This window comes from Micromonospora sp. DT41, from assembly GCF_049841715.1.
In the GTDB taxonomy this organism is placed as follows: Bacteria; Actinomycetota; Actinomycetes; order Mycobacteriales; family Micromonosporaceae; genus Micromonospora; species Micromonospora profundi.
In genome coordinates this window covers 16,951-36,127 of the sequence record NZ_JBNCKU010000021.1, presented here as the reverse complement: position 1 = coordinate 36,127, position 19,177 = coordinate 16,951, and the positions used below count along the sequence as shown (strand labels likewise).

Annotated in this window: 19 protein-coding genes; 16 read left to right on the top strand and 3 right to left on the bottom strand. The window is 73.0% G+C overall.

What is annotated here, in order from left to right; all coding sequences use genetic code 11:
• Positions 1–64: 64 nt before the first annotated feature.
• A complete protein-coding gene (locus tag ACLQ23_RS28135; protein WP_355628158.1) occupies positions 65–907 on the bottom strand; it encodes an HpcH/HpaI aldolase/citrate lyase family protein in 843 nt (280 codons plus the stop codon).
• Positions 908–1,009: 102 nt separating this feature from the next.
• Between ACLQ23_RS28135 and ACLQ23_RS28130 the strand changes: the two genes are divergently transcribed.
• Entirely contained in the window at positions 1,010–1,717 is a 708-nt protein-coding gene (locus tag ACLQ23_RS28130) for a hypothetical protein (protein ID WP_355597668.1), read from the top strand.
• Between the two features lie 14 nt (positions 1,718–1,731).
• Here the strand turns inward: ACLQ23_RS28130 and ACLQ23_RS28125 are convergent, their stop codons facing one another.
• On the bottom strand, positions 1,732–2,553 hold the full coding sequence (locus ACLQ23_RS28125; protein WP_355597670.1) for an IclR family transcriptional regulator: 822 nt from the start codon (positions 2,551–2,553) through the stop codon (positions 1,732–1,734).
• A gap of 192 nt (positions 2,554–2,745) precedes the next feature.
• On the opposite strand from ACLQ23_RS28125, the gene ACLQ23_RS28120 reads away from it, so the two are divergent.
• Genes ACLQ23_RS28120 through ACLQ23_RS28095 form a run of 6 tightly spaced genes read left to right on the top strand, consistent with a single transcriptional unit; the run spans position 2,746 to position 10,063 of the window.
• Positions 2,746–3,699 (top strand): flavin reductase, encoded by a 954-nt coding sequence (locus tag ACLQ23_RS28120; protein ID WP_355597672.1) that lies wholly within the window; start codon positions 2,746–2,748, stop codon positions 3,697–3,699.
• 5 nt (positions 3,700–3,704) lie between these two features.
• Complete coding sequence (locus ACLQ23_RS28115) at positions 3,705–4,982, top strand: acyl-CoA dehydrogenase family protein (RefSeq protein ID WP_355597674.1); 1,278 nt, start codon at positions 3,705–3,707, stop codon at positions 4,980–4,982.
• A complete protein-coding gene (locus ACLQ23_RS28110; RefSeq protein WP_425881360.1) occupies positions 4,979–6,481 on the top strand; it encodes an aldehyde dehydrogenase family protein in 1,503 nt (500 codons plus the stop codon). The genes ACLQ23_RS28115 and ACLQ23_RS28110 overlap by 4 nt, the downstream gene beginning before the upstream one ends.
• A 41-nt stretch (positions 6,482–6,522) precedes the next feature.
• Positions 6,523–7,401 carry an isocitrate lyase/PEP mutase family protein gene (locus ACLQ23_RS28105; protein ID WP_425881359.1) on the top strand — a complete coding sequence of 293 codons (879 nt, stop codon included), beginning with the start codon at positions 6,523–6,525 and terminating at the stop codon, positions 7,399–7,401.
• Positions 7,401–8,606 (top strand): FAD-dependent oxidoreductase, encoded by a 1,206-nt coding sequence (locus tag ACLQ23_RS28100; protein WP_355597680.1) that lies wholly within the window; start codon positions 7,401–7,403, stop codon positions 8,604–8,606. The genes ACLQ23_RS28105 and ACLQ23_RS28100 overlap by 1 nt, the downstream gene beginning before the upstream one ends.
• Positions 8,603–10,063 carry an aldehyde dehydrogenase family protein gene (locus ACLQ23_RS28095; RefSeq protein ID WP_425881358.1) on the top strand — a complete coding sequence of 487 codons (1,461 nt, stop codon included), beginning with the start codon at positions 8,603–8,605 and terminating at the stop codon, positions 10,061–10,063. The genes ACLQ23_RS28100 and ACLQ23_RS28095 overlap by 4 nt, the downstream gene beginning before the upstream one ends.
• A 29-nt stretch (positions 10,064–10,092) precedes the next feature.
• Here ACLQ23_RS28095 and ACLQ23_RS28090 read toward each other — a convergent pair whose 3' ends face one another.
• The gene (locus ACLQ23_RS28090) at positions 10,093–10,368 is read right to left on the bottom strand and encodes a Dabb family protein (protein ID WP_355597684.1); all 276 of its coding nucleotides are present in this window, start codon (positions 10,366–10,368) and stop codon (positions 10,093–10,095) included.
• A 79-nt stretch (positions 10,369–10,447) separates the two neighbouring features.
• On the opposite strand from ACLQ23_RS28090, the gene ACLQ23_RS28085 reads away from it, so the two are divergent.
• From ACLQ23_RS28085 to ACLQ23_RS28045, 9 genes are read left to right on the top strand one after another with little or no spacing between them, the layout of a single operon-like run.
• Positions 10,448–12,088 carry a nitrilase-related carbon-nitrogen hydrolase gene (locus ACLQ23_RS28085; RefSeq protein ID WP_425736005.1) on the top strand — a complete coding sequence of 547 codons (1,641 nt, stop codon included), beginning with the start codon at positions 10,448–10,450 and terminating at the stop codon, positions 12,086–12,088.
• A gap of 3 nt (positions 12,089–12,091) precedes the next feature.
• Positions 12,092–12,898 carry an oxidoreductase gene (locus ACLQ23_RS28080; protein ID WP_355597688.1) on the top strand — a complete coding sequence of 269 codons (807 nt, stop codon included), beginning with the start codon at positions 12,092–12,094 and terminating at the stop codon, positions 12,896–12,898.
• Positions 12,895–13,884, top strand: a complete 990-nt coding sequence (locus tag ACLQ23_RS28075; RefSeq protein ID WP_355597690.1) for an alpha/beta hydrolase family protein — start codon at positions 12,895–12,897, stop codon at positions 13,882–13,884. Before ACLQ23_RS28080 ends, ACLQ23_RS28075 begins: the two co-directional genes overlap by 4 nt.
• Before the next feature lie 6 nt (positions 13,885–13,890).
• Positions 13,891–15,162 carry an aromatic ring-hydroxylating dioxygenase subunit alpha gene (locus ACLQ23_RS28070; RefSeq protein WP_355597692.1) on the top strand — a complete coding sequence of 424 codons (1,272 nt, stop codon included), beginning with the start codon at positions 13,891–13,893 and terminating at the stop codon, positions 15,160–15,162.
• A complete protein-coding gene (locus tag ACLQ23_RS28065) occupies positions 15,159–15,881 on the top strand; it encodes a hypothetical protein (RefSeq protein WP_355597694.1) in 723 nt (240 codons plus the stop codon). Before ACLQ23_RS28070 ends, ACLQ23_RS28065 begins: the two co-directional genes overlap by 4 nt.
• Positions 15,874–16,860, top strand: coding sequence for a hypothetical protein (locus ACLQ23_RS28060; protein ID WP_355597696.1), 987 nt, complete (start codon positions 15,874–15,876; stop codon positions 16,858–16,860). The genes ACLQ23_RS28065 and ACLQ23_RS28060 overlap by 8 nt, the downstream gene beginning before the upstream one ends.
• Positions 16,857–17,705 carry an SDR family NAD(P)-dependent oxidoreductase gene (locus ACLQ23_RS28055; protein ID WP_355597698.1) on the top strand — a complete coding sequence of 283 codons (849 nt, stop codon included), beginning with the start codon at positions 16,857–16,859 and terminating at the stop codon, positions 17,703–17,705. Before ACLQ23_RS28060 ends, ACLQ23_RS28055 begins: the two co-directional genes overlap by 4 nt.
• Complete coding sequence (locus ACLQ23_RS28050; protein WP_355597700.1) at positions 17,702–18,385, top strand: hypothetical protein; 684 nt, start codon at positions 17,702–17,704, stop codon at positions 18,383–18,385. Before ACLQ23_RS28055 ends, ACLQ23_RS28050 begins: the two co-directional genes overlap by 4 nt.
• Positions 18,382–19,125: a maleate cis-trans isomerase family protein gene (locus tag ACLQ23_RS28045; protein ID WP_355597702.1), complete on the top strand. Its 744-nt coding sequence runs from the start codon at positions 18,382–18,384 to the stop codon at positions 19,123–19,125. Before ACLQ23_RS28050 ends, ACLQ23_RS28045 begins: the two co-directional genes overlap by 4 nt.
• The last annotated feature ends 52 nt before the right edge of the window (positions 19,126–19,177 follow it).

Below are 19,177 nucleotides of genomic sequence, written 5' to 3'. Positions count from 1 at the left end.
GGACCCGGCCGGCCATGCCCACCGCCGCACCCACACCGACGCCGCGCCGGGAATGCGCGGGCGCCTACACCGCCAGGGCGAGCAGTCGCCGGGCGGAGCGGACCACCGCCTCGTCCACCAGCCGGCCCCGCGCGTCGAGGCAGACTCCCACGCCGTCGCGGACCGCCGCGTCGAAGCGGGCCACCAGGTCAGCCGCCGCCGCCACCTCGTCCGGTGTCGGGGTGAATGCCTCGTTGACCACCGCGATCTGCGCCGGATGAATGCAGGCCCGGCCGACGAAGCCGATCCGTCGCAGCGCGATCGTCGACGCGCGCAGCGCGACCAGGTCCCGGAAGTCGGTGCTGACCGGTGCCACCGGTGGCTCGATGCCGACCGCCGCGCTGGCCAGCACCACCTGCGAGCGGACGAAGAGCAGTTCCCGCTCGTCCGGCCCGAGCGTGACACCGAGGTCGGCGCGCAGGTCCGCCTCGCCGAGTTGCAGCCGCCGTACACGGGGTGCGCGGGCGATGTCGAGGACCGCGACCACGGCCGCCGCCGACTCCAGCAGCGGCACCACGGGGGTCGTGCCCACCGGCGACTCGGCCGCCGACTCGACCGCGCCGAGCACCTCGTCGAGGGCTGCCAGTTCGGCGGCGGACTCGGCCTTCGCCACACAGAGCCCGGCGAGCCCCGGCCCCACGACGGCCGCCGCGTCGACGTGGCCCAACTGGCCCGGGTTGATCCGCACCCACCAGGCGACCCCGGGTGGTGCGGAGCGCAGGAAGGCGGCGACCGCCGAGCGGGCGGCGCCCTTGCCGGCCGGCGGCACCGCGTCCTCCAGGTCGATGATCACCGCGTCTGCGCCGCGCCGCGCCGCCTTGGCCAGCTTGTCGGGCGCGTCCCCGGGCACGTACAGGTACGACCTCAACGGCTTCGGGCCCTTCCGTTCGACAACGCCCCGGCGATGCGGCCATTGTTTCGACTGCGAATACAGTGTTTCCATTAGGGCTCGAGACGTCAAGGAGGCTTCATGGGACCGCACCTGCACGGCTGGTGGATTCTGCTGCACATCGTGCTCTTCGTCTTCTGGCTGGGCGGGGATCTCGGAGTCTTCTGGTCGAGCCGGTTCGTCCTCAAGCCCGATCTCACCCCGGCCGCCCGGGCCACCGCACTGAAGATCATGGGCGGGCTCGACCTGGGGCCCAAGATCTGCCTGGTGCTCTTCCTGCCCAGCGGCGTCACGCTGATGGCGCTGGACCCGCACGGCGCGCAGGTCTTCGGCATCAACCCGTTCGGCTGGCCGATCGTCGCGCTGCTCTGGGTGTTCGCGGCGGGGTGGCTGGCCGCAACGATCTCCGACCATCACCGCCCGGGCCACCACCGGTGGGTGCGCCGGGCGGACTGGACGGTCCGGATAGTGCTGATCGCCGGGCTGGCCGGGACCGCGCTCTACACGCTCTTCGCCGCCGCACCGTTCGGTGTGGACACCAACCCGAAGTGGCTGGGCGGCAAGATCCTGCTCTACAGCGTCGCGATCGCCTGCGGACTGGGCATCCGGCTCACCCTGCGCCCGTTCGGACCGGCCTTCGGCACCCTGATGACGACCGGCTCCACACCGGAGGTGGAGCGCACGATGCGGCGGGCGATCGACGGCTGCCTACCCTACGTGTGGGGCATCTGGGGCAGCGTGCTCGCGGCCGCGGCGCTCGGCGTGCTGAAGCCGCTCGCGGCGCTGTGACCCGGGCAGGTCGGTCAGGCGCCGCTGTAGCCGAGCTGAGCGGAGATCCGGCCGGTCGCCTCCAGTAGCGACTTCGCCAGCTCGGGCGAGTCCGGCTTGAACCGCCCCACCGGCCCGGCCACGCTGACGACCGCCACCACGTGCCCGTCGTGGTCGTGGACCGGCGCCGCGATCGACGTCGCGCCGGGCTGGCGTTCGCCGCGCGAGGTGGCATAGCCGCGTTTGCGGATGGCCGCCATCTCTTTGCGCAGCTTCGCAGGGTCGGTGATGGTGCGGTCGGTGACCTCGACGAGCCGGTGCCGCTCCAGGTAGGCGTCGAACTCGTCCTCGGCGACGAAGGCCAGGAACGCCTTGGACGAACTGCCGGCGTGCAGCGGGTACGGAATGCCGATGTTGACGTCGAGCCGCAACTCGTGCTCGGGCACCACCTGGTCGACATACAGCCGGGTGTCGCCCCGGCGCAGCGACAGCGTGGCGGTCTCGCCCGTCTGGGCCGCCAGCGCGCGCAGCTCCGGGCCGGCCATCGCGCGCAGATCGGTGCGGGCCAGGTAGGCCCGGCCGAGCGTGACGGCCGCGTGGCCCAGTGCGTACCGACGGGTGCTCGGGTCGACAATGATCAGATCCCGGCTGCGCAGCGCCGTGAGGATGCGGTGCACGGCGGCCTTGGTCAGGCCCAGCGCGGTCGCGATCTCGGTGACGCCCAGGTCCGGTCGCCCGCTGCGCCCGAAGTAGAGCAGCACGTCCATCGCCCGCTCGACCGCCGCGATCGAGCGGGACTGGCCGTCGCCGTCCTCCGCAACGGCCGGTGCCGTCGCCGCGGATGTCCGACTGGTCATGGGTGAGCCTCCACAGCACTGTTCGTTTTTGTCCGGTCCCCAGAGCAGTGTAGGTCGCGCCATTCCACCTAGCGAAACGGCGTGTCCGGAGTGTCGCCGGCCGGCCGGACCAAAGAACGGTTGACACGGGACACCACCCCTCGTTACGTTTCTGGTAACGGCGTTTCCTGATGCGAAACGGAGAGCCTGTCAGTGTCGGTCGAAAGCATCACGTTCCGCTCGGCCCTCGCCCAATGGCCCAGTGGCGTCGCTGTCGTGACCACGGTCGTCGACGGCCGACCACACGGCATGACGGCGAGCTCGTTCTCCTCGGTCAGCCTCAACCCGCCGCTGGTCTCCATCTGCCTGGGCGTCCACCTTCCCAGCCACGCCCTGGTGGAGCGGGCCGGGGTCTTCGCGATCAGCTTCCTCGGCAAGGGCCAGGCCGGCATCGGCCAGCGTTTCGCCGGCATGCGCCCCGAGATCACCGACCGCTTCGCCGGGCTGGACTGGACGCACGCCGAGACCGGCTGCCCGGTCCTGGTCAACTCGACCGCCTGGCTGGACTGCCGGGTCGTGCACGCCTACCCCGGCGGTGACCACACGATCTTCGTCGGGGAGGTGCTCGCCGCCAGCACCCCCCGGGTCGGCGCCCCGTTGCTGTTCCACTCCAGCGTGTGGAGCCAGCTCGCCGACCCGCTGCCGGAGAGCATCGACATCGCGATCGGGGGCCGGCTCTCCCGCCCGCGCGCGAAAACCCTGGCGATGGCCGGCTTCACGGTTCGGGCAACACCCGGCCCGATGATCGCCGACGCCTTCCGGGCCGGCGGCGAGGAGGCCACCCTCGCCGAACTGGACCAACTGCTGCGTGCCGGGCACACCGCCGTCACCCTGGTCGAAGCGGCCGACGCCAGCCCGGTGCAGGTGCGGGCAGTGCTCGCCGACGCCACCGTGCGCGCCCGCCGCGCCTCACTTCGGGTGCGACTGCGGACCCAGCGCGGGCTCGGCCTGGTCAACGCCATGGTCGCGATGAAGAGCGGGGTCACCGGCTTCGACACCACCCTCAGCGGGCGAGCGGGTGCCCTGCGCACCCGCGACCTGGTCTTTCTCGCCCGTCAACTCGGGGTGTCCTGTCCCCGGCTCCCCGCCACCAAACCAGAGGAGTGACCCACATGTCCACCGGCGGACGGCTCATCGACGACCTCACCCCGGCTGAGCAGGATCGCGCGGCCCGGGTGGAGAAGGTGCTGCCCGCGCTGCGGGCCGCCGCCGCGCAGGCCGACGCCGACGGGGTGTTCCCCGCCGCGCACGTCGCGCTGCTGCGCGATGCCGGGCTGCTCGGCCTGGTGGTTCCGCAGGAGTACGGCGGCCTCGGCGGCGGCCTGCGCGACCTCGCCGCCGCCACCTTCGCGATGGGCAGCGCGTGCCCGTCGACGGCGTTGGCCTTCTTCTTCCACAACACCAGCGCCTCCCGGGGCATGCTGCCGCTGGAGGCGATCGAACGCGGCCTCTTCGACGACGACGACGTCCCCGCCGTGCGGGCCTTCGCCGAGAAGGTGCTGACCCGGATGGCCGGTGGGGTGTGGCTGGCCAACTTCGCCAGCGAGGCGGTGAAGAGCTCGTCGGCCAACATCGCCATCTCCACCACCGCCACCCCAGCCAGTCGCGACGGCGTCGACGGCTGGTCGCTGCACGGCGAGAAGTCGTTCGGCTGCGCCACCGGCGTCGCCGACACCTACCTGGTCACCGCCCGGCTCGCCGGGCACGAGACGGCGGACGGGCTGGCACTGTTCCTGGTCCCCCGCGATGCCGCCGGGGTCGCCTCACGCCCGAACTGGGACGGCATTGGCATGCGCGGCTCGGCCAACCGCGGCATCCGGCTCGACGACGTCTTCATCCCGGCCGACGAGGCGCTCACCGTGCCCGGCGCGTTCGTGAAGATGTTGCAGTGCAGCCGGGGCAGCTTCGTCGGCAACCAGCTGGCCATCACGGCGGTCTACGTCGGCGCGGCGCAGAGCGTCTACGACGACACGCTCACCAGGCTCACCCAGAAGACCTTCGCCGACACCGGTCGGCCGATTGCGGAGAGCCCCATGCACCAGGTGATCATCGGCAACATGACGGAACGGTTGGAGACGGCGTACCTCTGGCTGCGCCGCCAGTTGCTGCTGGAGACCAGTGAGCCGCCGCTGCGCCCGCACGCCGAGGTCTACCGGCAGTGGCGGTTGGCCAAGGGCTCGATCTGCGAGGCGTGCTTCGACGTGGCGGTCGGCGCGCTCAAGGCGTCCGGCACGTCCGGTGCCACCATGAACGGGTCCGTCGGCCGGGCGCTGCGCGATCTGGCGATGGGGCTGGTGATGACGTTCCCGCCGGAGCGCGGCCGGTTGGAGGCGGCCGGCATGGTCACCAGCGACCGGTCCAACGACCTGTTCGTGGCGGTGGCCGGGTGACCGGGCACCAGCAGCCGGACCTGCCCGATCTCGCCGACCTGGTCGGCGGGGTCTGGACGCCCAGCGACGCACCGCTCGGGTTCGACCTGGAGGATCCGGCGACCGGGGCGGTGCGGCGGCCCGCCGCCGGCACGCCGCCGGACCGGATCGCCGCCGCCGTCGCCGCCGCCTCGACGGCGCACGAGGCCGGGAGCTGGGCCGCGCTGCCGGCCTCAGCTCGGGCCGACGTGCTGGACGGCGTCGCCGAGGCGGTCGAGGGCGTCGCGGCCGAGATCTGCGCGCAGGAGTCGGCGACCACCGGCGTGCCGATCCGGCAGACCACACCGCTGGGCGTGATCCTCGGCGGTGCGTTCCGGCTCGCCGCCGCCCAGCTACGGCAGGGCCCGCAGAGCCAGGAGTTCCACCGCGAGGACGGCCGGGTCGTGCACGCCGAACGGCTGCCCTGGGGTCCGGCCGTCTGCGTGGTGCCGTGGAACGCGCCCGCGCCGATGGCCGCGCACAAGGTCGCGAACGCGCTCGCCGCCGGCTGCCCCACGATCCTCAAGCCCAGCGAGTACGCCCCGCACGGCAGCCAACGGCTCGCCGGCGTCATCGGGGCCGTGCTCGCCGCCTCCGGCGTACCGGCCGGGGTGTTCCAGCTCGTGCACGGCGGGGCCGAGGCCGGCGCGGCCCTGGTCGGCGATCCCCGGATCCGGGCGGTCTCCTTCACCGGCGGGCTCTCCGCCGGGCGGGCGGTCGCGGCGGCCTGCGCCTACGACATCAAGCCGGTGCAGCTCGAACTCGGCGGCAACAACCCGCTGGTCGTGCTCCCCGACGCCGACATCGCCGACGTCGCCCGGGCCGCGGTCGACCTGCTCAGCACGCTCAACGGCCAGTGGTGCCGGGCGCTGGGCCGGCTGATCGTGCCCGCCGAGCAGCACGACGAGATCGTCGGCGCGATCGCCGACCGGCTCGCCGGCCTGGTCGCCGGCGCGCCGCTGGACCCCGCGACCGACCTCGGTCCGCTGGTGCACTCCCGGCACCTGGCCCGGGTGTTGGCCGCCCGCGACGACCTGCTGGCCCACGGCGGGACCGCGGTCACCGGCACCACGCTGCCGGCCGCCGGACCGCTGGCCGGCGGGAACTTCCTCGCCCCGACGCTGGTCACCGGCGTCGCCGCGGCGCACACCGGCGACGAGATCTTCGGACCGGTGGCGGCGGTGCACCCGTACGACACCCTCGATGAGGCGGTGGCGCTGGCCAACGGCACGCCGTACGGGCTGGAGGCGTACGTGCTCGGCGCGGACGAGGAGGCGGCGCTGGCCGTGGCCCGCCGAATCCGGGCCGGCGAGGTCAAGGTCAACGGCTCCTCGGTGCTCAGCCTGCACCTGTTCAGCCCGCGCCCGGCGTTCGGGCTGTCCGGGTACGGCGAGGAGGGCACCGCCGAGACGCTGCGGTTCTTCACCAACCCGAGGGTGGTCGGCGTCGAGGGCGGCTTCGCGCTGCACGGCCGGCCATGAACCCGGGCGACACCGTCCCGTCGACTGATGCGCCCCCGGTCGTGCCCGACGGCACGGCGCCCGTACGCCCGGCCGACGTGCTGCGGACGCTGGTGGGCGGCGGCTCGCTGGTGCACGCCCCCGGCGTACACGACCCGCTCACCGCCGCGCTGGCCGCCGAGGCCGGACACCGCGTCGTGCACCTGTCCGGTGCGGTCTGCGCCGCAGTCGAGCTGGGCCTTCCCGACCTGGGATACCTGCACGGCACACACGTCGCGGAGCGGGCCGCGCGGCTGGTCCCGGCGCTGGCCGGCGTGCCGCTGATCGCCGACGCGGACACCGGCTACGGCAATCCGCTGCACGCGGTCTGGACCGCCCAGCGGTACGCGGCGGCCGGCGTCGCCGGGCTGCACCTGGAGGACCAGGTCAGCCCGAAGCGCTGCGGCCACCTGGCCGGCAAGGAGCTGTTGGACATCGCGGGTGCGACGGCGAAGATCCGGGCGATCGCCGAGACGGGCACCGGCCTGGTCCTGATCGCCCGCACCGACGCCTACTCGGTGGCCGGCCTCGACGAGGCGATCGAGCGGGCCGGCCAGTTCGCCGACGCCGGCGCCGACGCGGTCTTCCTGGAGGGTGTGGACACCGCCGAGGAGTTGGCGGCGGTGCATACCGCGCTGCCCGGCGTACCCCTGGTGGTGAATCGCTCGGAGGCGGCTGGTGTGCGCGCCTTCCCGCCCGACGACGCGCTCGGCACGCTCGGGGTCCGGGTCGTGCTGCACCCGGTCGCGCCGATGCTGGCCGCGCTGCGCGCGGCTGCCGCCGCCTACGCCGCGATCGGCCGGGACGGTCACGCCGACGCGGTGCCCCGGCTCGCCTGGTCGTCGTTCACCGCGCTGGTCGGCCAGGACGAGGCGCTGACTCTCGATCGGAGGTACGCCTGATGCACGTGCTGATCGCCGGAGCGGGGCCGGTCGGGCTGACCGCTGCGCTCGCGCTGGCCCGCCGGGGCTGCGAGGTGACAGTGCTGGAGGCCGGTGACGACCTCGCCGCCGAGTCCCGTGCCTCCACGTTCCACCCGCCGACGCTGGAGATGCTCGAGGCGTTGGGGGTCGGCGCGGACCTGTTGGCGCGCGGGCTGGTGGCGTCGACGTTCGCCTACCGGGATCGCCGGGAGGGACTGATCGCGGAGCTGGACCTCTCGGTGCTCGCCGAGGACACCCCGTACCCGTACCGGGTGCAGTGCGAGCAGTCCAAGCTGTGCGTGATCCTGCTGGCGCACCTGGCCGGGCAACCGACGGCCCGGGTCCGCTTCGGTTGGCCTGTCGACTCGGTACGACAGGCCGCGGATCAGACCGACGGCGGTGTGGTCGCGGTCGCCGAGGACGGCCGGGAGGTGGCCGGCGACTGGATGATCGCGGCCGACGGCGCCAGTTCGGCGGTACGGCGGGCGCTGGAGTTGCCGTTCGACGGGATCACCTACCCCGAACGGTTCCTGGTGGCCTCCACCGACGAGGACCTGCCAGTGCTGCTCGGCCCGCTGGCGTACGTCAACTACGTCTTCGACCCGGTCGAGTGGTCGGTGCTGCTGCGCACGCCGGACCACTGGCGGGTGCTGCTGCCCACCCCCGAGGACACCTCTGACGCGCACGAGCTGGGCCGGCTCGACGGGCGGCTGCGGGCGATCGCCGATCCGGGCCGGCCGTGGCGGGTGGCGCACGCCAGTTTGTACCGGGTGCACCAGCGGGTCGCCGCGGCGTTCCGGCAGGGGCGGGTGCTGCTGGCCGGCGACGCCGCGCACGTCAACAACCCGCTCGGCGGGCTGGGCATGAACTCGGGCATCCACGACGCGGTCGCCTACGCGGAGGTGCTGGCCTCGGGCAGCGTGGCACCGGACGGCGGGGAGCTGGACCGGGCGGTGACGGCGGTGGCCGACGAGCGGCGCCGGATCGCCCTGACGTACGTGCAGGAGGTCTCCGACCAGAACTACCGCCGGATGCGGGTCACCGATCCGCAGCTGCGCTCCGCGCATCTGGCCGGCCTGCGCGCGCTGGCCGAGGATCCGGCGGCCGCCCGGGCGTATCTGCTGCGCAGCTCCATGATCGCCTCGCTGCGCCCCGACGCCGGGCAGCCGGTGGCGCGGGCATGACGGTGCCAGGCGACGGCCCGGTGATCGAGCGGGAGAACCCGTCCAGGGTCACCGAGCTGGTCGGCACGGTCGGTGTGAGCGGGCCCGAGCGGGTGGACGCCCTGGTACGCCGGGCCGACGCCGCGCAGCGGGGCTGGGCGGTCACCGGCATCGCGCGGCGGCTCGCCGCGCTGGCCGCCGGCGCCGACGCGATCGCCCGACGGTGCGAGGCGCTGGCCGAGCTGCTGGCCCGGGAGTCGGGCAAGGTGCTCGCGGACTGCCGCGGCGAGGTCGGGTTCGCCGCCACGTACCTGCGCTGGGTCGTCGAGCACGCCCCGGCGGCGTACGCGGAGCGGGAGATCGACGACGCGGCCGGCCGGCTCCTACGGCTGCCCCGGCCCTACGGGGTCGTCGCCGCGATCACGCCGTGGAACGCGCCGATCATCCTCACCGTGCTCAAGGTGGCCCCGGCCCTCGCCGCCGGCAACGCGGTGGTGGTCAAGCCCTCGCCGCTGGCCCCGCTGGCGGTCTCGGAGGCGCTGCGCCTGCTCGCCGGGGCGTTGCCGGACGGGACGCTGGCGGTCGTCCACGGCGACGCCGCAGCCGGAGCGGCGCTGGTCGGGCACCCGCTGGTGCGCAAGGTGGCGTTCACCGGCGGCGGTGTGGCGGCCCGGCAGGTGGCAGCGACGGCGGCCACCCAGACCACGCCGGTCGTGCTGGAGCTGGGCGGCAACGACGCGGCGATCTTCCTGCCCGACGCCGACCTGGGCGCCGAGCCGATGCGCCGGCTGGTCCTGGCGAGTTTCGCCACCAGTGGCCAGGTGTGTATGGCGGCGAAGCGGCTGTACGTGCACCGCAGCCGCCGCGACGATTTCGTGGCGGCGTACCGGTCCGCCGCAGCGGAGGTGCTGCGCGCCGGTGATGCGCTCACGCCCGGGGTGAGCATGGGCCCGGTCGTATCGGCGGGCGCCGCCGCCCGGATCGAGCGGATCGTGGCCGCGGCCGTTGACCGGGGAGCCACCGCGCTGCCGCTGGGCACCGTCGACGGCGGCACCGACCTGGCCGGCGGGTACTTCGTGACCCCGACACTCGTGCTGGATGCACCGGACGACGCCGAGGTGGTCGCCGGGGAGCAGTTCGGGCCGACGGTGCCGCTGTTGCTCTACGACGACGAGGAGGAACTGCTGGCCCGGGTCAACGCCGACGAGCTGGGCCTGGGCGGCTCCGTCTGGTCGGCCGACGAGGAGCGGGCGTTCGCGCTGGCCCGCCGGGTCGAGGCGGGCTTCGTCTTCGTCAACACGCACAACCGCACCGGGCTGTCGCTGCGGGCGCCGTTCGGTGGGGTGAAGCGCTCTGGCTACGGCCGCGAGTACGCCGAGGAGGGGCTGGCCGAGTACGCGCAGACCTGCGTCGTGCACGCCCCCGGCCCGTTCCGGCCCGGTGGTGCCGGGCTGGCCGCCAACGCGTACCCGGGCTGAGGCCGGGCCGCGTCGGGCGGGCCCTGTTTTCAGTAGTCGACGACGACGCGGGCCGCGAGGCGCGGCTTGAGCCAGCCCGCCACCTCCAGGTGGGCGGGGTGGGCCTGGTAGGCGCGCAACGCGTCCGCGTCGGTGTGTGTGCTGATCATGCACAGGTCGTAGGAGACCGCGGTCCGCAGCGTGTCCAGGGCGACCGTCAGCGTCGCGATCTCATCAATTGTGTTGGCCAGACCTTCCAGCAACGACTTCGCCTTGGCAGCATCGGCCGAATCGGCGAACTTCATCAGTACCACGTGCGTAAACACCTGTTCGTCCCCCTGTTCCCCAGCGTCGCCCGAGTGTATGTTCTGGAAACAGCGTTTCGCTAGGGGAACCGGAGCGGGCATGACCATCAGGGTTGCCGCCGTACAGTTCGAGGCCGGCCAGGACATCGATGCCAACCTGGCCACCTGCCTGCGCCTGGTCGCCGACGCCGCCGGACAGGGCGCGCAGCTCGTGGTGCTGCCCGAGTTCTGCAACCACCTGGCCTGGTACACCGACCGCGCCCAGGCACACGCCCTGGCCACCCGGCCGGGCGACACGTTCCTCACCGCGATCTCGGCGAGCGCCGCCGAGCACCGGATGTACATCAAAATCAACGTCACGCACGCCTACCCCGACGGGCGCACCGGCGGCACCAACTTCCTCTTCGGACCGGACGGGGCGGTGCTCGGCAGCTGCGACAAGCAGGTCCTGATGGGCGCCGAGAACGACCACCTCGACCCGGCGACCGAGGTCGGACCGGTGCTCGACACCCCGATCGGCCGGATCGGCATGTACGCCTGCATGGAGGGCGTCATTCCCGAGGTCACCCGCGGGCTCGTGCTGCGCGGCGCGCAGGTGCTGCTGAACAGCCTGAACTCGTTCGCCACGGATGAGGCCGCGCTGCACATCCCGGTGCGGGCCGCGGAGAACCGGGCCTGGGTGATCGCCGCCAACAAGGTCGGCCCGCTGCTGCCCGCCGAGCACCTGCCGGCCATGAGCCGCGGCCTCGGCGTGCCGGAGCAGTGGCTGCACGGGGCCGGCGAGTCGCAGATCGTCGCACCGGACGGCACGGTGGTGGCCAGGGGCCCGCGCACCGGGGAGGCCGTCGTCATCGCCGACATCGCTCCGGAACGCGCCGACGACAAGCACCGCCCGGACGGCACCGACATCCGCACGGCCCGCCGACCGGAGCTCTACGGCCCACTCGGGGGCACACCGACCGGTCGCCGCCGGCCGCCCGGCGCGTCGAGGCTGCCGGTCGCCGTGGTCCGGCCGCGGGACCCCGGCCAGGCGGCCGACCTGCTCGGCAAGGCGGTCGCCGAGGGCGCGCTGCTCGGCGTGCTCGCCGAGAACGCCCTCGGCGCGCACGCCGGGCCGGCCGACGTGGCCGCGGCGCTGGCACCGGCACTGCGCGGCACCGACGCGTACGCCGTCGCCACCGCCCGTGGCGCCGACGGCCCGGTCGGGCTACTCATCGGCCCGTCCGGCGTGATCGGCGAGCAGCCACAACTGCATCGGGCCGGCGCGGCCCGCGACGCCGAGCGGCCCGGCGACGCGCTGCGCACCTTCGACCTGCCCTGGGGGCGGCTGGCGATCGTGGTGGGCGACGACGCGATCTTCCCGGAGATGTTCCGGCTCGCCGCGCTCGCCGACGCGGATGTGGTCGCCGTGCCGTTCACTCCGCGCGAGCCCTGGGAGCTGGCGCTGGGCCTGCCGGAGCGGGCCGCCGAGAACCGGCTCAACGTGATCGCCGCCGGGCCCCTCGGCACAGGCGCCGCGGTCTTCGCGCTCAGCGCCGACTTCACCCTCTGGACCACCTGGTCCGGACCGTTCACCGGCCGGATCAGCAGCCCGCTGCGCACCGACATCGCCGCCGACCGGCCCGTCGCGCATGCCGTGGTGGCCCCGGTGCAGGCGGCGAACCGGCTCGTCTCCCGCCGCACCGACCTCGTCGACGGCCGCCCGTGGCGGCTCGTCCAAGCCCTCACCGAAAGGCGCTGACCCGTGGCTGACACCTTGAAACATGTCGAGGACATGCTCGACGACTCCCCCACGGTCGACGTCCACGAGACGTTCCACCAGTACCAGGTGCTCCTGGACGAGCTGAAGGCCAAGATCGACGCACGGTTCGAGCTGACCCGCGACCCGTCCACCGAGCCGCTGGAGCACTACGGGGACTACCCGAACGGGCCGGGCGGCTCGCTCGCCGCGTACACCGGGCCCGAGGTCGACTGGCTCGTGCACTCCTGGCTGGGCAACCCGGCGGCCAGCTTCGCCAACCTGCACCTCACGTGCTGGCTGGGCCCGCAGGTCAGGGTGCCGCACCTGGGGTTGGCCCTGCTGGTCTGGCCCGGTGGCTGGTTCTACGTCGACTCGGTACCCCGGGTCAACATGGTCGAGGACGGCGACTACTACGACCGGTACTACGAGCCGGTCAACGAGGAGTGGCTGCAGCTGCGCGACGACCCGGCGTTCGACTACTTCGTCAGCCGGGCCGGGTTCATCCGGGCCAGCCTGTCGCCGACGGCGCACTGCTACTCCTTCGACCGCAGCCCGGAGAACATCGAGAAGGTCAGCCAGCTGACCCACGCCCACGTCGACCGTTGGCTGCGCTGGGTCGACGAGGCCGAGCCCGTGCCGGCCGAGGAGCGGGCCGCGCTCGCCGAGACCGACCTGCGGATCCGCCGCAACATCACCGACCGCGACCCGGCGAACGTGATGGGCGTGCGCTACTTCGGCGAGGAGACCACCAACCGTCTCGTCCGTGCGCTCTGGGGCGGCGACCGCGAACTCCCCCGGCCGTCGGCATGAGCGATCCGCGGCGAAGTGGTGTCCGGTCGCTCTGGTGGGCCGCACGCGTCCCCGGTGCACCAGCCCCGTTCGACACCGCACACCTGCGGGTCTACTACCCGGCGCGGCCCACCGGCTCGGACGCCGAGCGGCTCAGCGGGGTGCTGGCAGCCGATCCGACCGGGGCGCCGTACCCGGTGGTCCTGCTGGTCTCCGGGGTCAACGTCGGGCAGGACACCTACCGCTGGCTGGCGGTGGAGCTGGCCGCCCGTGGCGTCGTCGCGGTGACCTACGACTGGGTCGGGGTGCTCTTCGCCGGCCTGCACGGGATCACGCCGGGCGTCGACCTGGACGCGGCCCGGCCGGACGGCTACGGCAGCCGGCCGACGAGCCCGTCGCTGCGCCCGGTGCTCGACGCGCTGACGCAGCTCACCGGACCGCTCGACGGGTTGCTCGATCTCGACCGGGTGGCGCTGGTGGGCCACTCGGCCGGCGGCACGGTGGTGCTGCAGTCGGCGCGGTTCCTGCCCGAGGTCCGTGCGGTGGCCACCTACGGGGCGCACACCATGGTGGCGACCATGCTCGGCTGGCCGGCCGGCACCGTGCTGCCGGCTCAGGTGAACTGCCCGGTCATGCTGCTCGCCGGCAGCAACGACGGGGTGATCAACGGCTCCGCCGACCGGTACGGCGAGGACGCGGCCACCCGCGCCGACCCGATCACCCGCACCTTCGACGAGGCGCTGCCCGACGCCGGCGGCACCAACCTGCTGGTGCGGCTGGCCGGCGCCAACCACTTCGGCATCGTGCACCCGCTCGATCCCACCTCGGCGCGCGCCTTCCTCGACGAGGAGGCGACCGCCGAGCCAGAAGCCACCCGCGCGCTCCTGGTCGACCTGCTGTCCGGGTTCCTCGCCGTCCACCTTCGCGGCGAACCGGCCGACGGCTTCGACCGATTGCTGGCACAGCTCGGCACCACCTCTTCGATCGCCTCGTTCCGTCGGAGGTAAGCCACCATGCTCAAGAACTTCTGGTACGCGGTCGAGTTCTCCGACCGGGTCACCACCAAGCCGGCCCGGATCACCGTGCTCGGCCAGTACCTGGCCCTCTACCGCACCCCGCGCGGGCGCGTGGTGGCCCTGTCCGACCTGTGCGTGCACCGGGGCGCGGCGCTCTCCGGCGGCTCGACGGCCGGCGAGAACATCGTCTGCCCGTATCACGGCTGGGAGTTCGAGCCGGGTGGGGCGTGCACGAAGATCCCGGCGAACCAGCCCGGCCGGGGCATCCCGAACAAGGCCCGGGTCGACTCGTACCCCGTGCAGGAGCGCTATGGCTTCGTCTGGGTCTTCATGGGCGACCTGCCCGAGGCCGAGCGGCCGCCGATCCCGGTCTGGCCGGAGTTCGACAACCTGGTGGAGAACGGCGGCAAGTTCCGCGCGGTGACCGGCGAGTTCCTGTGGAAGGCCAACTACGAGCGGATCCTGGAGAACGGCTGCGACATCGCGCACGCGCCCTTCGTGCACGGCGGCGCATTCGGCAACCCGCAGAAGCCCGAGGTTCCCGAGTACGAGCTCGAATTGCCCGACGAGTGGTCGGCGTACGCCACGGTCAGCCTGCACCCGCCGCGCTCCAAGGGCCTCTGGTCGCTGGTCAACCGCAACAACGCGGACCTGGCCAACCGCCCGCCGGTGGTCACCTCGGCCGGTTGGATGCTGCCCAACATGATCAAGCTGCACGTCCGGCTGCCGATCGGTGAGCTGATCATCTACGACACCAACATCCCGGTGGACGAGACGACCACGCTGGTCAAGTGGGTCGCGCTGCGCACCTTCTTCACCGGGGCGTGGGCCAACCGCAACGCCGTGCAGCGCGTCCTCAAGATTTTCTACCAGGACGCCGAGGTGGTGAACAACGTCCGCCCCGAGCTGCTCCCGTTCGACCTCGGTGCGGAACTGCACGTCAAGAGCGACCTCATCGCTGTGCACTACCGGCGGCGCCGCCAGGAGCTGGCCGAACGAGGCTGGATGCTCTCCGACGCCGACCGGATCACGGGCGACGTGCCGCGCCGGGAGGCGACCGTCATCCCCTCGCCGGCCCGCCGGGAGAACCCGGAGCTGGCCCGTGCCTGGGTGCACAAGGCCAAGGGCGACCACCCGACCGTGGCGGAGGCGCAGCGGATCGGGCTCAAGCGCATCACCGAGGAGGAGGGCGCCGACGCCGCCGCAGGAGCGCAGGCGCAGGCGAGCCCCGAACCGACCAACGGCGCGACGACGAAGGAGCAGGCATGAGCCTCCCGCTGGAACTCTGCGAGAACGCGGTGGCCCATCTGACCGCCCGGCATCCGCTCACCACGGTCATCGACGAGCCGCTGAGCAGCCCGATGTCGCCCGACCCGGTGGGTTCGCTGCGGGTCTGGAAGGGCGCACCGGGCCAGCCGGTGGCCAAGGTGGTCTACGTCGGGCTGGTCGTCCCGATGATCCGCCTCGACAGCCACATGGTCTTCGCCTTCACCGCCGCCGACAGCGCGGTCCCGCACTTCACGCTGGATTCGGTGTACGGCGGCGACTACTACGCGTACCACCTCGACCTGATTCCCCGGGCCGAGCTGAGCAGCCACCTGCCCTACATGGACGCGGCGTACCAGCCACTCACCGAGGTCTTCACCGAGGCCAGCGCGATGGACGGGCTGAGCCGGGCCGACATCGGGCCGCGCCAGTACGCGCTGATGTCGCCGTGGATGCTTGTCGGCCGGGCCACCGAGGAGGCGTTCCGGAAGATCGGGGCCGCCGCCACCGCGTACGCCGAGCACTGGTCGACGCTGGTGACCGACGGCCTGCCGGCCGACGTGCTGGCTGGCCTGGCCGACACCGACCTGGCCGCCCGGGACACCGCCGTGCGCGTCAACCTGTTCAGCCCCGATGTCGACCCGGTCTGGGCCCGGGTCACCCGGCTGATCGGCGAGCCGGCAACCGACCGGATCCGGGCGGAGCTGATCAGCAATGAGTGAACCCGCACCGGCGGCCGCCGAACCGAGCGAGTGGCAGCAGCGGATCGCCGGCGAATGGCACGGTCGGCCGTCGCTGTTCACCGCCACCGGCGTTTGGCAGGGCTACGAGGAGATCCACCGCTCGTCGGTCTACGCCGACGGCGTCACCACGTACTACATGGACGGCGGGCTGGTCGGCGGGGGCGAGTTGGCTGGGCGCTACCGCCTGGGCGCGCCCTTCGCCTTCGGCGTCATCGACTCCGACGCCGACCGGGTCTACACCGGCCCCGACTTCTTCGGCACCGGCCAGCCGTACGGGTCCTTCGTGGACTCGCACTACTACGGCCCCGGCTGGCAGGTCGACCTGAACACCTGGAACCAGGTGCTGCCCGACGGCGAGACTCAGGTCTACTCGTCGATGCTCTACCAGGGCTGGGCGGTCGTGGGCTGCTTCAACGGCGTCTACACCCGCAGCTTCGACCACGACACCAACCCGGACACCCGGGAGCGGGTGGCGCGGTTCCTGTCCGCCGAGGAGCGGCGCGGTCCGGTGCCGTACATCCTGCCGACCAAGCAGGCCGGCGCGTTCACCGGCAGCTGCGAGCTGTGGGGCGCCGACCAGAAGCTGCGCGGCGAGGTCGCCGTGCGGCTCGGCCTGGAGCCGATCGACCTGCTCCGCACCCGCCGGGTGGTGAGCTGGGCCGGTGCCGGGCTGGACCGGCGGTACACGGTCGAGCAGCGCCGCGACGGCGACCGGCTCTTCTTCGAGGGCCCCGACGCCTGGGGCAACGCCCAGGGCTTCGGCCGGGCCAGCTACCCGTCCTGGCACTTCCACGCCGATGGCGGCGACGTGTGGAAGGTCAAGGGACGCGAGTTCGCCATCGACGCCGAGCCGGGCATGTCCGCCGGGGGGCGCCTCGCCGTGGTGTACGAGCTGTTCCGGGGCAACGTGCTGGACAGCGTCCTGCACGGCCTGCTCACCTGGGAGCCGGCCAGATGACCGCGGTGGTGGTGACCGGCGGCACCCGCGGGATCGGTGCCGGCCTGGTACGCGCGCTGCTGGCCCGCGGTGCCCGGGTCGCGTTCTGCGGACGCAGCGCGGAGTCAGTGGACACGGCCCTCGCCGCACTGCGCTCCGACGCCTCGGTGCCGGCCGGCGCCGAGGTGATCGGGGTGCGCGCGGACGTCACCGACCGCGCCGACGTGTCCGCACTGTGGTCGGCCGCCGCCGAGGCGTTCGGCGGCGTCGACATCTGGATCAACAACGCGGGCACGAACCATGCCCGCCGCCCGGTGTGGGAGCTGGCACCGGCGGAGCTGGACGGGGTGCTCGCGGCGAACCTCGGCGGGGTGGCCCGGGCCAGCGCGGTGGTGCTCGCCGCGATGATCGAGCAGGGCCGCGGCGCGCTGTGGAACATGGAGGGCTTCGGCTCCAACGGCCAGGCCCGGCCGGGGCTGACCGGGTACGGGGCATCGAAGCGCGCGGTCACCTACCTGACCGACGGGCTGGCCAAGGAGCTCGCCGCAGCCGGGGTCGGCGACAGGGTCACCGTGCACCACCTCTCCCCCGGCATCGTCGTGACCGACCTGCTCACCCACGACTACCCGCCGGACGAACTGGCGAAGGCCAAGAAGATCTTCAACATCCTCGGTGACCGGGTCGAGACGGTCACCCCGTGGCTGGCCGACCGGGTCCTCGCCGGGGGCCGCAACGGCAGCCGGGCCGCCTGGCTGACCAGCCGCAAGGCCGCCGCTCGGTTCGCCGTCGCCGGCTTCCGCAAGCGCGACCTCTTCGGCGACTCCGTCGGCGGCCCCGCCGTGACCCGGCGCGAGCACCTGTCGTGAACGGCAGCGACTACACCGTCGTCCTCGCGCTGGAGGACTTCGTGCCGACCGGTCTGGCGCTGGTCGGGTTCTGGATCCTCGCCGGGCTCTCCGCTCGGGTCGTGCCGCGGGTGGGCCCGGTCGCCCACGTCAGCGCCGTCCTGATCGGCCTCGGCGGCCTGGCCAAGTCGACCTGGAAGCTGCTGCTGGCCGGGTTCTCGATCGACCTGCCCTGGCTGGAGGCGGCGCTGTTCCCGCTGATGGCGGTCGGCGCGGTCGGGCTGATCTGGGGCCTGGCGAGCGCATTGCGCGGGCGCAGCCTGCCGTGGTGGCCGTTCGCCGCCGTGCTGGCCGTGACCGCCGGCGTGGCCGCCGCGTACGTCATCTTCGCCCCCATCTTCGCCCTCGCGACCACGGGCGTGACCACCATCAGCGTCCTGGCCGCGATCATCGCCGGCCGGCGGCGTGCCTGGGCCGCGGTGACGCTCTACGTCGCCGGGCTGGCCTGCGTGTTGCTGCTGGTGCCGCTGCGCAACCATCCCGATCACGAAACCCTGGCCATGCAGTGGGTGGAGCAGGGCACCAACACCCTCGGCCAGGCGGCGATGCTGGCCGCGGCGTGGCTGACCGTGCGCGCGCACCACCGGGCCTCGACCACGTCCCACCCGACCCCCGCCCAGGAAGGAGTCGTCCGCTCATGACCGACGCGCTTGGCTGGCGCCGCAAGTTCGGCGTCATCGCCCCGTCGACAAACACCATCGTGGAGCCGGACTTCTACCGGATGACCGTGCCCGGTGTGACCGCGCACTTCTCCCGGATCCACATCCGCGACCAGGACCTCTCCAGCGACGGCAACTTCGAGAACCTCCTGACCCAGATCCGCGACGAGATCGGCGGGGCCTGCGAGCGGGTGCTGACCTGCGAGCCCGACTACATGGTGATGGGCATGTCCGCCGAGACGTTCTGGGGCGGCGTCGAGGGCAACCGGCAGTTCGTCGCCCAGATCAAGGCGATCACCGGGCTGGAGGTGGCGACCGGCGCGGAGGCGTGTGAGCGGGCACTGCGCCTCTACGGCGCGCGCCGTATCGGCGTGGTGACGCCGTACCAACCGATCGGCGACACGAACGTCGTGCAGTTCTTCTCCGAAATCGGTTTCGAGGTGGCCGCGATCGAGGGGCTCAAGTGCCCGACTGCGGTCTCCATCGCCCACGTCACCGAGGACGAGTTGCGCCGGGCGCTGCTGGCCGTGGACGGCCCGGACGTGGACGCCCTGGTCCAGTGCGGCACCAACCTGTCGATGGTCGGGCTGGCCGACGAGGCCGAACGCTGGCTCGGTAAGCCGGTGATCGCCATCAACGCGGCGACCTGGTGGATGGCGCTGCGCGAGAACGGGATCACCGACAAGGTGTACGGCGCCGGTTCCCTGCTGCGCGAGTACTGACACCGGCGCGGTCGGCGATATGGGCAACGGCGCGGGCCGGGGATGTTTCCCG

Coding starts and splice junctions, on each gene's coding strand:
- ACLQ23_RS28130 (WP_355597668.1), top strand. CDS start 1,010: ATGGGACCGCACCTGCACGGCTGGTGGATTCTGCTGCACATCGTGCTC.
- ACLQ23_RS28125 (WP_355597670.1), bottom strand. CDS start 2,553: ATGACCAGTCGGACATCCGCGGCGACGGCACCGGCCGTTGCGGAGGAC.
- ACLQ23_RS28115 (WP_355597674.1), top strand. CDS start 3,705: ATGTCCACCGGCGGACGGCTCATCGACGACCTCACCCCGGCTGAGCAG.
- ACLQ23_RS28100 (WP_355597680.1), top strand. CDS start 7,401: ATGCACGTGCTGATCGCCGGAGCGGGGCCGGTCGGGCTGACCGCTGCG.
- ACLQ23_RS28095 (WP_425881358.1), top strand. CDS start 8,603: ATGACGGTGCCAGGCGACGGCCCGGTGATCGAGCGGGAGAACCCGTCC.
- ACLQ23_RS28085 (WP_425736005.1), top strand. CDS start 10,448: ATGACCATCAGGGTTGCCGCCGTACAGTTCGAGGCCGGCCAGGACATC.
- ACLQ23_RS28075 (WP_355597690.1), top strand. CDS start 12,895: ATGAGCGATCCGCGGCGAAGTGGTGTCCGGTCGCTCTGGTGGGCCGCA.
- ACLQ23_RS28070 (WP_355597692.1), top strand. CDS start 13,891: ATGCTCAAGAACTTCTGGTACGCGGTCGAGTTCTCCGACCGGGTCACC.
- ACLQ23_RS28065 (WP_355597694.1), top strand. CDS start 15,159: ATGAGCCTCCCGCTGGAACTCTGCGAGAACGCGGTGGCCCATCTGACC.
- ACLQ23_RS28060 (WP_355597696.1), top strand. CDS start 15,874: ATGAGTGAACCCGCACCGGCGGCCGCCGAACCGAGCGAGTGGCAGCAG.
- ACLQ23_RS28055 (WP_355597698.1), top strand. CDS start 16,857: ATGACCGCGGTGGTGGTGACCGGCGGCACCCGCGGGATCGGTGCCGGC.
- ACLQ23_RS28045 (WP_355597702.1), top strand. CDS start 18,382: ATGACCGACGCGCTTGGCTGGCGCCGCAAGTTCGGCGTCATCGCCCCG.